Origin of the sequence: Faecalibacterium sp. Marseille-Q4164, assembly GCF_017377545.1 — a bacterium.
Classification (GTDB): Bacteria; Bacillota; Clostridia; order Oscillospirales; family Ruminococcaceae; genus Faecalibacterium; species Faecalibacterium duncaniae.
Genome location: NZ_JAFREJ010000030.1, coordinates 1 through 12820 on the forward strand (window position 1 = coordinate 1; position 12820 = coordinate 12820).

Consider the following 12820-nt stretch of genomic DNA (forward strand, 5'->3'; position numbering starts at 1 on the left):
AGTTCGTCCTCATCACGCCAATCTTCGTTCCTCTTTTTCCAGTCGCTCATGCAATTCCTCCCAATACTTCCGTAGCTCGTTTTCGGTCTGCGGGTCCGGGAGTACCGAACAGTCCAGATAATATTCAACGATGTCAAGGTTCTTTATCGCTTCAAGGAAGCAGGGGTGAAGTTCTTCTGTGGGTGACTGCGGTGCGTATCGGACCCGCCAACGCTGCAGACAGCGGTAATAGTCCAGCAGCTGCTGCCGGACGGTGGGCGGTCTGCGGGGAGCAAGCCGCACCTTGCCGTCGGCAAGTGCCATGCCGAAATCGTTCTTCAACTTTTCCACGGCCTTATAGGGAGAAAGTTGAAAAAGTCTGCCGACAAAATCGATCACATCGCCATCTGCCTGACAGGCGAAACAGTGGAAACGGCTGTCCACCTTCATGCTGGGGTGTTTATCCCCGTGGAAGGGGCAGCACATCATACCGTTCCGGTTTACGGCGAAGCCGTACAGCTCCGCTGCCTGCCGGGTCGAGATGGCGTTCTTTACGTCCGAAAAGACAGAGGTGCTACCCTCCGTCCCAATGGGTGGGGTACAGGCGAAAGGACGAAGCCCGGTGAGGGGCGTGGGTGAGGTTGGGTTTATTCACACATCGATCCGTCAGAGTGTTGTTCATTTGACCTCCTGCTGCGGTACGGTGTGGCTGCGCTCTTCCTTGCGGAAGAAGGCTTCCACGTTCTGTTGTGCGGTGCGGAGTTCACGCAGTTCGATCTGCGCTTTCTTGTAGCGGGTGTAGAACCCGTTTTTCTCCGAGGAAAGGGTCTGGTATTCGGCATCCAGCTTTTTGAGGTCCGGCAGTGTCCTGAGCCCGTTGGCCTTGAAATAGGCGCAAGCGGCCTCGTACACGGCAAGCTCTGCACGGTGCTGCTCCTTAAACTTGGCGGGATTTCGCACCGTCTGGAGCTTCTGTGCAAGAGGCTTGTACTGCCGATAGACCACAAGATGCCCGCGCAGCTCCTTGAGGGAGACCATGCGGGCATCCAAGTCTTTGACCACCGCCAGTGCATCGTCGTGCTGGGTTTGCAGTTCGGCAATGCGCTGGTGCAGGGCATCTTCGCTGAGCAGCTTCTTCTCCTGCAGGAGACACAGGGTCTGCGACCAGCGTTTGAGGTTGAACTTTTTCGCCCAACGCTCATAGCCGATGCCCTTGCCCGCAGCCACTTTCGCCTGAATGTCAACCAGTTTCCTGATCTTATCCGGCTTCTGTTCGCTGGCGGGCTGGATGGCGGTTGCAAGCTGGATGTTCTGGGAGAGGGCGGTCAGCACCTGCTCCTTTTCCAGCTTCTTGCTCAGTTTCTTGGCGGTGATGAACTTTGTCCGGCCGGGCGGGCAGTAGCTCAACCGGCCTCGGCTCTCTTTCACGGCGATGCCGTGTTCCTGCATGAGCAATGCAGAAAATTCCTCGAAGGTGGTGGTCTTGTTCAGCACAGCGTAGATCTGCTTTCGCAGCTTGTCCAGTTCGGTCTGATAGACGGTCTGGGTGGGCTGCTGCCCTTCGGCGGCAAGTTTGGCGTTGGCATGGTCGAGGCGGCGTTGTCCGCGCCGCTGCGCCCAATACTCGCGCTCCGAAACATGGTCGCCTTGGGCTTCCAGTAAATTGATCTGGTTCAGGTCGGCTTGCTCGCACATCTCCATGACAGCGACACGAAGGTGCCGGAGCATGGCAGAGGTGCAGCGGTGCTTCTTACCCGCTTCCCAGTCGCACGGCTTGTCCATGAAGGGCTGCCGTTCCACGGTGCGGACACGCAAGCTGCCGATGACGATGTGGACGTGGATGTTCCCGGCACTGTTGTGCCCATCCGGGTGGGTGCAGACGATGGCGGGATGACCGGGGAAATTTTCCTTGCAGAACTGCAAGCCAAGGGCTTGTGCCTTCTCCATGGTTAGGCCGTTCTCTACTGCGTCCTTCGGGTCGAAGCTCACAATGTAGTGATGGGTCTTCACGTCCTCCCGCCCGCCGTTCTTGCCGTACTTGCGGTTGGCAATCAGGCAGGCCATAGCAAACGAAGATTCGCCGCACTCAAGGGTGTCGAGCAGGTACGAATCCCGCAGCTTGGGTCTGCCCTTCTCGTCCAGAATGGGCAGACCAGTGTACTCGTTGTGCTGAAAGGTGAGATAGCTTTCGGCGGCGGCATAGTTAGAGTTCTTCGAGCTTAAATGCTTGATGGTTGCCATACAGTTCACCAACCGTTTCTTCGGCTTTCAGCCGAAAGTTCGTGAGTGCGGACAGTTCCTCCAGAATTTGCGCCCGGAGCTGCTCGGTGTCTTTGCCGCCGGAGTTGAAGTGTCGTGCAAGCTGGTTGAGGTTGCTTCCCACCTTGCTGCACTGGGCAGACAAGGCGGCAAGCGCCGCCAGTGCATCCTCGCCGCCCTGCGCCACCACAACGGTGTGCTTGACGTTCACGCCGTACAGGACGCGGCGGACGAGTTCGGATTGGGTGAGGTGGAGTTCTTTGCAGGCGTATGCGATCCGCAGTTTTTCTTCTGCGGTCACTCGGACTTTGATGATGTGTGTCTTTCGTTTTTGCGGCGTGTCATTGCGGTTCTTCTTTGCGTGTACGTTCGGACTTTTCATTTCAGCCATATTCGACCTCCTGTGAAAATGATAAATGCCCACTCCGGGATGGAGAAGGCTATGTAATGCGACACGCCGCTTTCGCACCAACGGTGCGAAGCTAGAGCAGGGTTTGGGGAAGGCACTCCCCAACAAGGATGACTGAGTGGACAGCAATTTTTCAAGCATTGAAAATTTGTGGCCACAGGTCGATACTTGCTTTCGCCCTTTCCGTGCAACACTGAAAATTTCAGAAGTCGAACCGCAATGCACGTTGAAAATTTTGCAGAGCAAAACGTGTGAAAAGGCAAAGCCTCTGCTCATGGTCACCGTTCACACCGAACGAAGTTCCTGCCCCTGTTTTGCAGCGGCGTTGTCCGGCTTGCCCACAGAAAGCGTGAGGTCATGGCGCAGTATCTCGTTCAGACGGCTTATGTAAGATTCAAGGTACAGTATGAAGAAAGCCGGGCGCAGTGCAGACACTACAACCTGCTTCTTTCAAGCACAAGAATAACACTTTGTGGTTGTGCAGTCAACAACCAAAAACAAATTTTGGAAGATTGAACAACTACATAAGATTTTATTTGTGAAAAAGAAAAATACCGCCCACGCAGCGCAGCGATGATTTTGTCGGGTGAATCGGCGGCAAAATAGATCGGATGTGTTGCGGGGCGGCAAAAATCTTCATGGGGAATAAATCCTCGCCGCTCTGTACTTTTCTACAAGACCGCGTTTGCGTAGCAATGAAAGCCCCAGTGGGGCTTTTAAGCGGCAGAGCGGTCTTGCGCAAGCAAGATGGAGGGGCGTTGCCCCCGACAAGCTCGGTGGGATTTGCGATAAAGGGTATCATGGATTGCGGAGTGCGTCAAGATGGTTTTGCAAATTTTATTGTGGTAAAGCGGTGATAGTAGGACTTATGAAAAGTGAAGTGTAAAGTACCGTAGCCGTCGATCAGCATCTTATGGGCATACGCACCGAAGTTGTGCGTTCCCAACTGCCGCATCTTGTGCTGGATGAGATTCAACCCCTGCTCGTTCAGGCAGATTTCCTTGCGGATGGGTCGCGTGCGGTCTGGCATATCAAAGAACTCCTTTCACTTTACAACGGACATTTTTAAGTCAAAACGCAGGGATCAAAATGAGAAATTTTCAAAAAATATGCGCCCCTGCTTTTGCGAAAGCGGGAGCGCGTTGTATCTGCGGATATGAGATTTGAGAGAATAGCAAGCACATCCGGTGTCCGTACACACCGGGAAAATGAGCGTTTCAGCCTTGCAGCCGATACGCCCATTTTGATTTTTGGGAAAGCCCCAAACCCTTGTTTTTTAGGTTGAAGATACTTCCTGAGCTTTTCCGGAAAGTCCTTGCTTTTATTCGCTTTGACGATTATAATTATACTGTGATTTTATAAGCAGACGCAGAACGGAACTGCAACAGGAGTGCTGCCCATGAAGTATTTATCAATCGCGCAAACCGCTGAACGCTGGGGTATCTCCACCCGCCGTATTCAGATTTTGTGCGGCGAGGGGCGTGTCCCCGGTGCGATCCGCATTGGCTCGGTCTGGGGGATTCCAGAGGACGCAGAGAAACCGGCGGACGCAAGAATCAAGAACGGCAAGTATATCAAGAAGAAAATTCATAATTCATAATGCGTAATGCATAATTGTAATCTGTCGAAAATTCTGCATTGTGAATTACGAAATATGCTTTATTTTCAGGAGGAAATCAGCCATGCCAACACTTGAATGGATTGGAAAAAGCAAGGTGATCAATCACCATCAGAAAGTGCCGTTTCGGGTGTTGGAGCGCAAGTACAGCTTTGATGAAAACGGACAGCACAGCGAAGATAACGGCAGTGAAAACATGATCATCCGGGGCGATAATCTGGAAGCCCTGAAAGCGCTGCTGCCCCGGTATGAGGGGCGCGTCAAGTGCATTTACATCGACCCGCCCTACAACACCGGCAACGAGGGCTGGGTCTATAACGATAACGTCAACGACCCCAAGATCAAGAAATGGCTGGGCGAGGTCGTCGGCAAAGAGGGCGAGGACTTGACCCGCCACGACAAGTGGCTGTGCATGATGTATCCGCGCTTGAAGCTGCTGCAAAAGCTGCTGGCGGATGATGGATGCTTAATTATAAGCATCAGCTACCATGAACTACATAATCTTGTAAATCTCTTGCGAGAGATTTTTGGGACAAAGCAGATTGTGACTGTCACAGTACAAACTTCTGGTGGGAAACCATCAGGCGGTTTTAACTATGTGCAAGAGTATCTGGTTTTTGTTGTGCCTGCGGACTTTCACGCAAACGCACTTGATTTTTGTGGCGGGAATAACAGAACGCCATTCGAGGGGCTTACACTGAGTACGTTCGACAAGACACAACGTCCAAATCAGACATATCCAATTTTTATAGACGAAAATGGTGTATTTGCTGGTGTAGGAAAATCATTACAAGAGCAAATTGATGACGGCTCATACACCGGAGAGAAAGCTGATTTTCCATATGACTACTCTATCGCTCCACAAGGGAAAGTTGCCGTTTGGCCCGTAACAGCAAAAGGCAAGCAGTGTGTCTGGCGGCAGATTTCAGGACGATTACAAGCGGATTGGGAAAAAGGCTATATAAAAATCTCAAAAAACAAAAGCGGGAGCAATCAGAACCAATACAGTGTCCAGTATTTGCCAAGCGGAGTTATCAAGAAAATCAAAGACGGCGAGTTGGAAGTTTTAGGGCATGAAGATGGTGTTCCGACGTTGTTATTTGGAGAAAATCAGACCGTAGGCGGACAGGTTCCTACGATATGGGCTGAAAAAGCATTTTTCACTGTTAACGGAACGCAAACGCTTAAAAACATTTTTCCTGAATCGCCCAAAACGTTCGACTATCCGAAATCGGTTGCACTGATTGAAAGCGTGGTTCAAGCAATCACAAAAGATGCCGATATTATCCTTGATTCCTTCGCCGGTTCCGGCACCACCGCCCATGCGGTGCTGAACATGAACAAAGCGGACGGCGGACACCGCAAGTTTATTCTTGTCGAGATGATGGACTACGCCGACAGCATCACCGCCGAGCGCGTGAAGCGCGTTATCAAGGGCTACGGTGAGGGTAAAAACGCCGTGGAGGGCACAGGCGGCAATTTCAGCTTCTATGATCTTGGCGAACCGCTGCTTATGGGCGATTGCCTGAACGAAGCGGTTGCCCCGGAGAAAATCCGCGAATACATCTGGTTCATGGAAACAAAGCAGCCCTACGCCCCGCCCAGCGGCGGAAATCCCTATTACCTCGGCAAGCACAACAGCACAGGCTATTACTTCTACTACGAGCCGCAGTGCGTGACGGTGCTGGACTATGCGTTCCTCTCCACCATTACGGAAAAAGCCGACGGAACGGTGATTTACGCCGACCGCTGCTCCATCAGTGAGGACAAGCTGGCAAAAATGGGCGTTACATTCAAGAAAATACCGAGAGATATTAGCAGACTGTAAGGGGTGTTCGCTGTATGGAACTGAAATCTTATCAGAAAAAAGTGATAGCGGACCTGACCCGCTATCTGGAACTGTTGAACGAAACGCAGAACTATATGACAGCGTTTGAGCAGTTCTGGCGGGAAAAGAGCGCACCGGCTTTAGGGCGATACCAAAACGTGATACCCGGTGTTCCAAATCTCTGCTTCAAGGTACCGACAGGCGGCGGCAAAACCTTCATTGCCTGCAACGCCGTTCGCCCTATCTTTGACGCGCTCCCCGCTACCAAGACAAAGGCGGTCGTGTGGCTTGTTCCATCGGACGCGATTCTGACACAGACGGCGAAAGCCCTGAAAGACACCTCCCATCCCTACCGCCAAAAAATCGACGTGGATTTCGGCGGGCGTGTGGAGGTCTACACCAAGCAGGAGCTTTTGAACGGTCAGAACTTCAACCCCACGGCCGTAACGGAGCAGTTGTCGGTTATGGTGCTGTCCTATGATTCCTTCCGCGGTCGCGGTAAGGAGGGCTTGAAAGCCTATCAGGAAAACAGCAATCTTGCCGCGTTTGCAAAGGTGCTGGGCAAGCCCGACAGCCCCATTGAAAAAGCGGACGAAACCGCTCTGTTCCAGATCATCAACCAGCTTAACCCGCTTGTCATCGTGGACGAGAGCCACCATGCCCGGTCGGAATTGAGCCTTGAAATGCTGGAAAACTTCAATCCCTGCTTTGTGCTGGATTTGACCGCCACACCGAAAAAGGAGAGCAATATCATCTCCTATGTGGACGCGGTGCAGCTGAAAAACGAACACATGGTCAAGCTGCCGGTGATCGTCTATAACCGGGACAGCCAAGCCGAGGTACTGACTGATGCAATCGACCTGCGGAACAAGCTGGAAGAAATCGCAAACGCGGAGTACGCCAAGACGGGTAAATATATCCGTCCTATCGCGCTGTTTCAGGCACAGCCGAAGGGCAAGGAGGACGCGACCACCTTTGAAAAACTGCGGGACAAGCTGGTGGACGCCGGGATTCCTGCCGATCAAATTGCCATTCGTACCGCCGATGTGAACGAGCTGAAAAATGTGGAGTTGATGTCCCCAAACTGCCCGATCCGATATATTATCACGGTCAATGCGCTGAAAGAGGGCTGGGACTGCCCCTTTGCCTATATTCTTGCGTCCCTTGCCAATAAGACAAGTCAAGTTGACGTGGAGCAGATTTTGGGACGGATTCTCCGTCTGCCCCATACGAGCCAGCATACGCAAAGCGCACTCAATATGTCCTATGTGCTGACTTCCTCCAACGACTTCAACAACACCGTGGCGCATATCGTCAAGGGCTTGAACAGCGCAGGTTTCAGCGATAAGGACTATCGGATCGGGGAGTCCGCAAAACCGCAGATTCCCGAACAGCCAGCAGAACAAATTACGCTGCCTGACCCGCAAGGAGTTTCCGAACTGGAAACCGCAGAGGACGATTTTTCGGGGCTGGATGGGAAATTGATCGGGGCAGAGTTGGAGCGGCGCAGAGAACAGGCGCAAACGCCTGAAACTGCCCCGAAGGCCGACACCATGCTGGACGCTGCCGCAGAGGTCGAAAAGGCATATACAGATGCAATTCAGCAGACCGGCAATGACCCGGTGATGGACAATCTTCCGTGGGAGGTGCGGGATAAAGTGAAATCATTTGGGGTAAACCCGCAGTTCCGGGAGGATATTGAAACGCTGCAAATCCCGCAGTTTTTCCTGAAAATCGAGCAATCTCTGTTTACGGACGGCTCTTTTGAACTGCTGGACAAGGAAATGCTGGCAGAGGGCTTTACCCTCAAGGGCAAAGCATACGACATTGATTTTGCCGCCGCAGACGATGAAATCCGCGAAATCGACGTGCGGGAGCAGGACGGCGGTTTGCCGAAGGTGTTCAAGATGGAGAGCGCCGAGCAGCGGTATTTCAAGGAGTGGTTCAACAATCTGCCGCAGGAAAGCCGGGTGCGCCAATGCAAGGACATGATGTTCAAGCAGCTTAACAAACTGAACATGGTGGACGCTGCCGAGCTGAAAGCCTACATAGACCGCATTGTGGACGATATGGACAAGGCGCAGCTCGCCGCCATGGAGAAAGCGCCGTTGGGCTATGCGGCGAAGATCCGTGACAAGATTGAAACGCTGCTGGAAGCCCACTATCGGGAAATTTTTGAAAAGTGGCTGGAAACGGAGCGCATTGTCTGCAAGCCCTCGTTCCGCCTGCCCCTCGCAATCCATCCCACCACCCATACTGACATATACGCCCGTTCGCTGTACACGGCGGAGGACGGCGACATGAACAAACTGGAACAAAAGCTGGTCGTAGAGCTGACCGCCCTGCCAAATGTCCGTTGGTGGCATCGGAATATTGCCAGACAGGGCTTTTCAATCAACGGCTTTATCAAGCATTACCCGGATATTCTGATTATGACCCAAAGCGGCAAGCTCATCTGCGCGGAAACCAAGGGCGACCACCTGAAAAACGGTGACAGCCGGGAGAAAATCGCACTCGGTCAGGCGTGGCGTACAGCAGCAGGCAAGGATTTCCGCTATTACATGGTATTTGAGAATGAGGAAAACCTCTTGCCGGGTGCAATGAGCATGAGCCAGTTTATCGACACGGTAAAGGCGCTGTAAGGGAGGTGCGTGCTTTGAAACTGCCGTATGAGAACGAACTGTATGAGCTGCGAAAGTGGATAGACTTTACAAATGCAAACTTGCATATGCAGTTTCTCCACACGCCTCAGGAAATTCAGCGCGTTTACCAATGGATCAATGCAATTACGAGAGGAATCCAAGCAGACTATCCTTTTTATGCGACTACGCTCCCCTGTGTTGCAAATATACTTTTTCAGCAAAACGAAGTGGGTGCTATTTTCCTGAATCCTGCGGCATTTGGCGAGTTGGTGGTAATTGTTCGCCATATCAAAGCAGAACCCGTTGTTGTCCAGTTCTGGTCAGAGATACACCCGCGGATTGTGAATGTTTCCCGTGAGTTATTTGTAGATGGTCATTGTTCAGCTGCGGCAGAAAAGGCAATTAAAGAAGTGGAATCACGTCTGCGCGAAAAGTTTTCAGAGTTAAAACCTGGCGCAGCAGTTCCCTCAAAGATCGGCGATGTGATTGGCGCACTTATGAGCGAGAACGGCGCTTTCAAATTCTGTGACACAACTACTACCAGTGGCAGGGACTACCGACATGGAATCCAATCTCTGTTTGAAGGAATCATGGCAGCCTATCGCAATCCTGCGGCTCATGCTAATCTTCAATATGAAAAACGTGAGGCTATGGAGCAAATAATGCTGGCAAGCCAGCTGATGTATGTGTTAGACAAGCCGCAATTATAAGGAGAATCTATGGATTTTAGAAAACTTCCATCTAATTCTGAAGGGTTACTGTTAAAGCTGGTCTGTTCAGAAAACCCTACGCAGGTATTGCGGAAACAATACAACGGGCTTTCTACGCAACAAGAGCAAGAACTTGACGGTATCATAAGAGAACTAAAAGAACTCGGCTATATTGATGTTAAATGGGCTGATAATGAGCCATACTTTGTCATTCTAAATAATTCTGCAAGAACATATAGTGAACGATTGGCTGAGTATAACACGCATAACCCCACCAATGCAACACAAGGGAAAAAGGAGAAAAATACAATTTTCATAAGCCACCGATCAACTGATAAAGGTATTGCGGATATGCTTGTTGACTTTTTTGCAGGAACCGGAATTTCTAAGGAAGCAGTTTTCTGCTCTTCTCTGCCGGGCAACGACATAAATGAACGCATTTCTGATGAAGTCAGATCTGCGCTGAAAAGCAGCGCAGTTAACATTGCGATTCTTTCGCATGATTATTATCAGAGTGCCTATTGCCTGAATGAAGCGGGAGTGCTTTGGTATGAGGACGTTCCTGTAATTCCAGTTGCCTTGCCGGAAATTAATTCGGGCAACATGTACGGATTCCTAAATAACGAATATAAGTTAAGGCGGTTGGATTCCGATACAGATATTTCGTACATTTATGATACTGTGAGCGAAGCGGTATCGGCTCCGCACACAAAAGCCAGTCTTATCACATACGAGAATAATAAACTTAGAACAAGGTATGCAGAATATTTGAAAGTGAGAGAATTGCCCCCGGGTGGTTCTGATATTTCTATCGCAGATACTATTGCAGAAATAACCACGGACGATGAACGAATCGTGCTATACTACATACTTCATGAAAATGTTCGAAAAGTCTCTAAATCTACTATTTCAAGTTGGTTAAACAAATGCGAAATCCGTGGCGTAAATGTCGATAACGCGTTTGATCTGCTGTCATCTTTTGATAACGGGGCTTTGAATAACGATACTCTGGAGTTTGGCATCGACACTTTCCGCAAATACTCTGCAAACGTAGCACGGGTGCTTCCACCACTTAAAAAATGCGTGGATCAGCATATTGAATTAGCCGTCAACATATTCAAAAAAATCTGGTCAGATGACACGCTTGATATTAATATACGGCTGTTTGTTGCTTATATCGTGGAAGAGAGAATGCGCACGTTTGGTGACCGTTGGATGGCAGAAGGAGAAATCGAAAATATAAGGCAGTGGGAGAGCAAAAACACACTTGATTCCACACTTTCAAATAACTATGGAAGCTGCCTTGAATTTTTTGTTCAAAATGAGCTTGTATATGCAAGCAGTTGGACAAGCTATGGAAATCCGCGAGAGTATACTTTATTCCCTTCTCTACAGGAGCTCCTTTTTAATTGTCCCCATAAGATTATGGAGGAATTACAAAAAGTCAAAGATGCCTATCATTTAGATTTTCCATTTTGAGTTTTAAGAAGCCCGGCATCGCGCCATTTGACGTGATGCCGGGCTTCCTGTTCAGTTCCATTCCTCCGCCAAGAGGAAATCGCGGATATTCCGGTGTTTGATCCCGTTTCGGCTCATGTCGAACTCATCGAGGGAAACAACGTACTTCGGGAAGTTGTCGCGGATGCTATCATACGCGCCGAACTCGCGGTTGACTGTTTCTTCCGATGCCAGAAGATAAGTGACCTGAACATACAGCTTTTCGCCGCGCTTGTCACATACAAAATCAATTTCCTTATCGCCCGTCCTGCCGACAGTCACCTCATAGCCCCGGCGCAGCAGCTCCAGATAGACGATGTTTTCCAAAATGAGGTTGATGTCCCGCATATTGCCGCCGAAGACCGCCTCGCGGATTCCGTGATCGGCAATATAATACTTCTCGTTGGAGGCAAGGATCTGTTTGCCCTGCAAGTCCTCCCGCTTCACCTGATAGAACAGGTACGCCTCGCAGCAGTATTTGATATAGTTCAGAATTGTTTCCGGGGCAACGGTGCGCTGCTCGTTTTTCAGGAACTTTGCAAGAGAGGTCGCCGAGAAGGTCGTTCCCACATTGGCGATCACATAGGCAATGATCCGTTCCAGCAGGTCAACGTCACGGATTTTATTTCGCTTCACGATGTCCTTGAGCTGGACAGAGTTGAACAGATCGTGAAGATATTGCTTGGACGGCGCATCCGCATAGCGGAGGTTTGCGAGATAGGGCATCCCTCCGGCAAGCAGGTACTTTTGGAAACACTGCTGAATGGACGCATCAGGACTGATCGAGCGGTACAGCTCCATGAACTCTCCGAATGAGAACGGATAGATCACAAACTCCACATACCGTCCGCCCAAATAGGTTGCAAGCTCACCAGACAGCAGCTTTGCATTGGAGCCGGTGATATAGATGTCGCAATCCAGCGAAACGCGGAAAGAATTGATGCACTTTTCCCAGTCCTTGACCTCCTGAATCTCATCAAAAAACAGATAGACCTTGCCGTCGATCTCCTTGGCGCGTTTGGTGATCTCATCATGCAGCGCCTGCGCGGTTTGCAGATGGGAGTAGCTCATATCCTCAAAGTTGATGGCGATAAACTGTGTTGGGCTGACGCCGGACTCCGTGAGTTCCTGCTGGATCAGCTCCAACATGACCGACTTTCCGCAGCGGCGGATACCGGTCATGACCTTGACTAGCTCCGTCCCGATAAACGGACGGATGCGGCTCATATACAGTTCGCGTTTGATCATAAAACTTCACTCTCCTTCCGTGGCCGACCACAGTATATCACACTTACGATTGAAACTCAATGGAGAAATTGCAAAACCAAAAGTTATAACTGATAAAATACTGAATTCGACAAAAGATTTCAGATAAGGCTCAACTATTTAAGCGAAGCCCTGCAAAGGGAGGGTTTCACCCTTTATTGGCACACAAGATGCCGTTACAGAAAAATGAAACAACCATCGGCATATCCGTTGGACGGTTACCCTGCTCAAGAAAGAGAGGGTACAGATTGAAATCGCTGACACGGTGGTGCTGTACGACCGCCTGCCAAAGAATCCCGAATAACGAACGACGCCCACCAGCTTATGGCGAAAACCATAGGTCGGTGGGCATCGTGTTCTTTATAGGGGCTTAATCTTCCAGCCTACCGTGGTTGCAGCTGAGGGAGAGATAGCGCTCCATCTCCCCTTCCAGCACCATCTGCACATACTCCAAGGGCTTGTTGTACAGCAGCCAGTCCAGTTCAGCCCGCTGCGCTGGGGCGTTGCCGTACTCGTCCTCCACGGCGATGCAGTCGATGGCAACGATGGTGCCATCTTCGAACCGGGCTTCCACCCGGTTGGTGTCCATATTGAAGCGGCAGGAAAGCAGTT

General features: G+C 50.6%; 11 protein-coding genes. 5 read left to right on the forward strand and 6 right to left on the reverse strand.

Annotation, left to right across the window (positions count from 1 at the left end):
- Positions 1–12: 12 nt before the first annotated feature.
- From J3352_RS13845 to J3352_RS13860, 4 genes are all read right to left on the reverse strand, one after another.
- Complete coding sequence (locus tag J3352_RS13845) at positions 13–468, reverse strand: CHC2 zinc finger domain-containing protein (protein WP_156067559.1); 456 nt, start codon at positions 466–468, stop codon at positions 13–15.
- A gap of 189 nt (positions 469–657) precedes the next feature.
- Complete coding sequence (locus J3352_RS13850; RefSeq protein WP_156067557.1) at positions 658–2220, reverse strand: relaxase/mobilization nuclease domain-containing protein; 1563 nt, start codon at positions 2218–2220, stop codon at positions 658–660.
- The gene (mobC, locus tag J3352_RS13855; protein WP_156067555.1) at positions 2183–2629 is read right to left on the reverse strand and encodes a plasmid mobilization relaxosome protein MobC; all 447 of its coding nucleotides are present in this window, start codon (positions 2627–2629) and stop codon (positions 2183–2185) included. The genes J3352_RS13850 and mobC overlap by 38 nt, the downstream gene beginning before the upstream one ends.
- Positions 2630–3464: 835 nt before the next feature.
- Positions 3465–3677, reverse strand: a complete 213-nt coding sequence (locus tag J3352_RS13860; RefSeq protein WP_156067553.1) for a hypothetical protein — start codon at positions 3675–3677, stop codon at positions 3465–3467.
- Between the two features lie 369 nt (positions 3678–4046).
- Between J3352_RS13860 and J3352_RS13865 the strand changes: the two genes are divergently transcribed.
- The 5 genes from J3352_RS13865 (at position 4047) to J3352_RS13885 (ending at position 10924) form a co-directional block, all read left to right on the forward strand.
- The gene (locus J3352_RS13865; RefSeq protein ID WP_005928951.1) at positions 4047–4247 is read left to right on the forward strand and encodes a hypothetical protein; all 201 of its coding nucleotides are present in this window, start codon (positions 4047–4049) and stop codon (positions 4245–4247) included.
- Between the two features lie 82 nt (positions 4248–4329).
- Positions 4330–6093, forward strand: a complete 1764-nt coding sequence (locus J3352_RS13870) for a site-specific DNA-methyltransferase (protein ID WP_156067551.1) — start codon at positions 4330–4332, stop codon at positions 6091–6093.
- A 14-nt stretch (positions 6094–6107) separates the two neighbouring features.
- On the forward strand, positions 6108–8735 hold the full coding sequence (locus J3352_RS13875; RefSeq protein ID WP_005928946.1) for a DEAD/DEAH box helicase: 2628 nt from the start codon (positions 6108–6110) through the stop codon (positions 8733–8735).
- 5 nt (positions 8736–8740) lie between these two features.
- Positions 8741–9445, forward strand: a complete 705-nt coding sequence (locus J3352_RS13880; RefSeq protein ID WP_156067549.1) for a TIGR02391 family protein — start codon at positions 8741–8743, stop codon at positions 9443–9445.
- A 9-nt stretch (positions 9446–9454) separates the two neighbouring features.
- On the forward strand, positions 9455–10924 hold the full coding sequence (locus J3352_RS13885) for a toll/interleukin-1 receptor domain-containing protein (protein WP_005928941.1): 1470 nt from the start codon (positions 9455–9457) through the stop codon (positions 10922–10924).
- 51 nt (positions 10925–10975) lie between these two features.
- Here the strand turns inward: J3352_RS13885 and J3352_RS13890 are convergent, their stop codons facing one another.
- Both J3352_RS13890 and J3352_RS13895 read right to left on the reverse strand, forming a co-directional pair.
- Complete coding sequence (locus J3352_RS13890) at positions 10976–12190, reverse strand: ATP-binding protein (RefSeq protein WP_005928939.1); 1215 nt, start codon at positions 12188–12190, stop codon at positions 10976–10978.
- A 388-nt stretch (positions 12191–12578) separates the two neighbouring features.
- Positions 12579–12818 carry a DUF6061 family protein gene (locus tag J3352_RS13895; protein WP_207700522.1) on the reverse strand — a complete coding sequence of 80 codons (240 nt, stop codon included), beginning with the start codon at positions 12816–12818 and terminating at the stop codon, positions 12579–12581.
- Positions 12819–12820: the final 2 nt, after the last annotated feature.

What these genes read in the sequence shown, in the direction of transcription:
- J3352_RS13865 (WP_005928951.1), top strand. Translation starts at nt 4,047, where the DNA reads ATGAAGTATTTATCAATCGCGCAAACCGCTGAACGCTGGGGTATCTCC.
- J3352_RS13850 (WP_156067557.1), bottom strand. Translation starts at nt 2,220, where the DNA reads ATGGCAACCATCAAGCATTTAAGCTCGAAGAACTCTAACTATGCCGCC.
- mobC (WP_156067555.1), bottom strand. Translation starts at nt 2,629, where the DNA reads ATGGCTGAAATGAAAAGTCCGAACGTACACGCAAAGAAGAACCGCAAT.
- J3352_RS13870 (WP_156067551.1), top strand. Translation starts at nt 4,330, where the DNA reads ATGCCAACACTTGAATGGATTGGAAAAAGCAAGGTGATCAATCACCAT.
- J3352_RS13860 (WP_156067553.1), bottom strand. Translation starts at nt 3,677, where the DNA reads ATGCCAGACCGCACGCGACCCATCCGCAAGGAAATCTGCCTGAACGAG.
- J3352_RS13885 (WP_005928941.1), top strand. Translation starts at nt 9,455, where the DNA reads ATGGATTTTAGAAAACTTCCATCTAATTCTGAAGGGTTACTGTTAAAG.
- J3352_RS13890 (WP_005928939.1), bottom strand. Translation starts at nt 12,190, where the DNA reads ATGATCAAACGCGAACTGTATATGAGCCGCATCCGTCCGTTTATCGGG.
- J3352_RS13845 (WP_156067559.1), bottom strand. Translation starts at nt 468, where the DNA reads ATGATGTGCTGCCCCTTCCACGGGGATAAACACCCCAGCATGAAGGTG.
- J3352_RS13875 (WP_005928946.1), top strand. Translation starts at nt 6,108, where the DNA reads ATGGAACTGAAATCTTATCAGAAAAAAGTGATAGCGGACCTGACCCGC.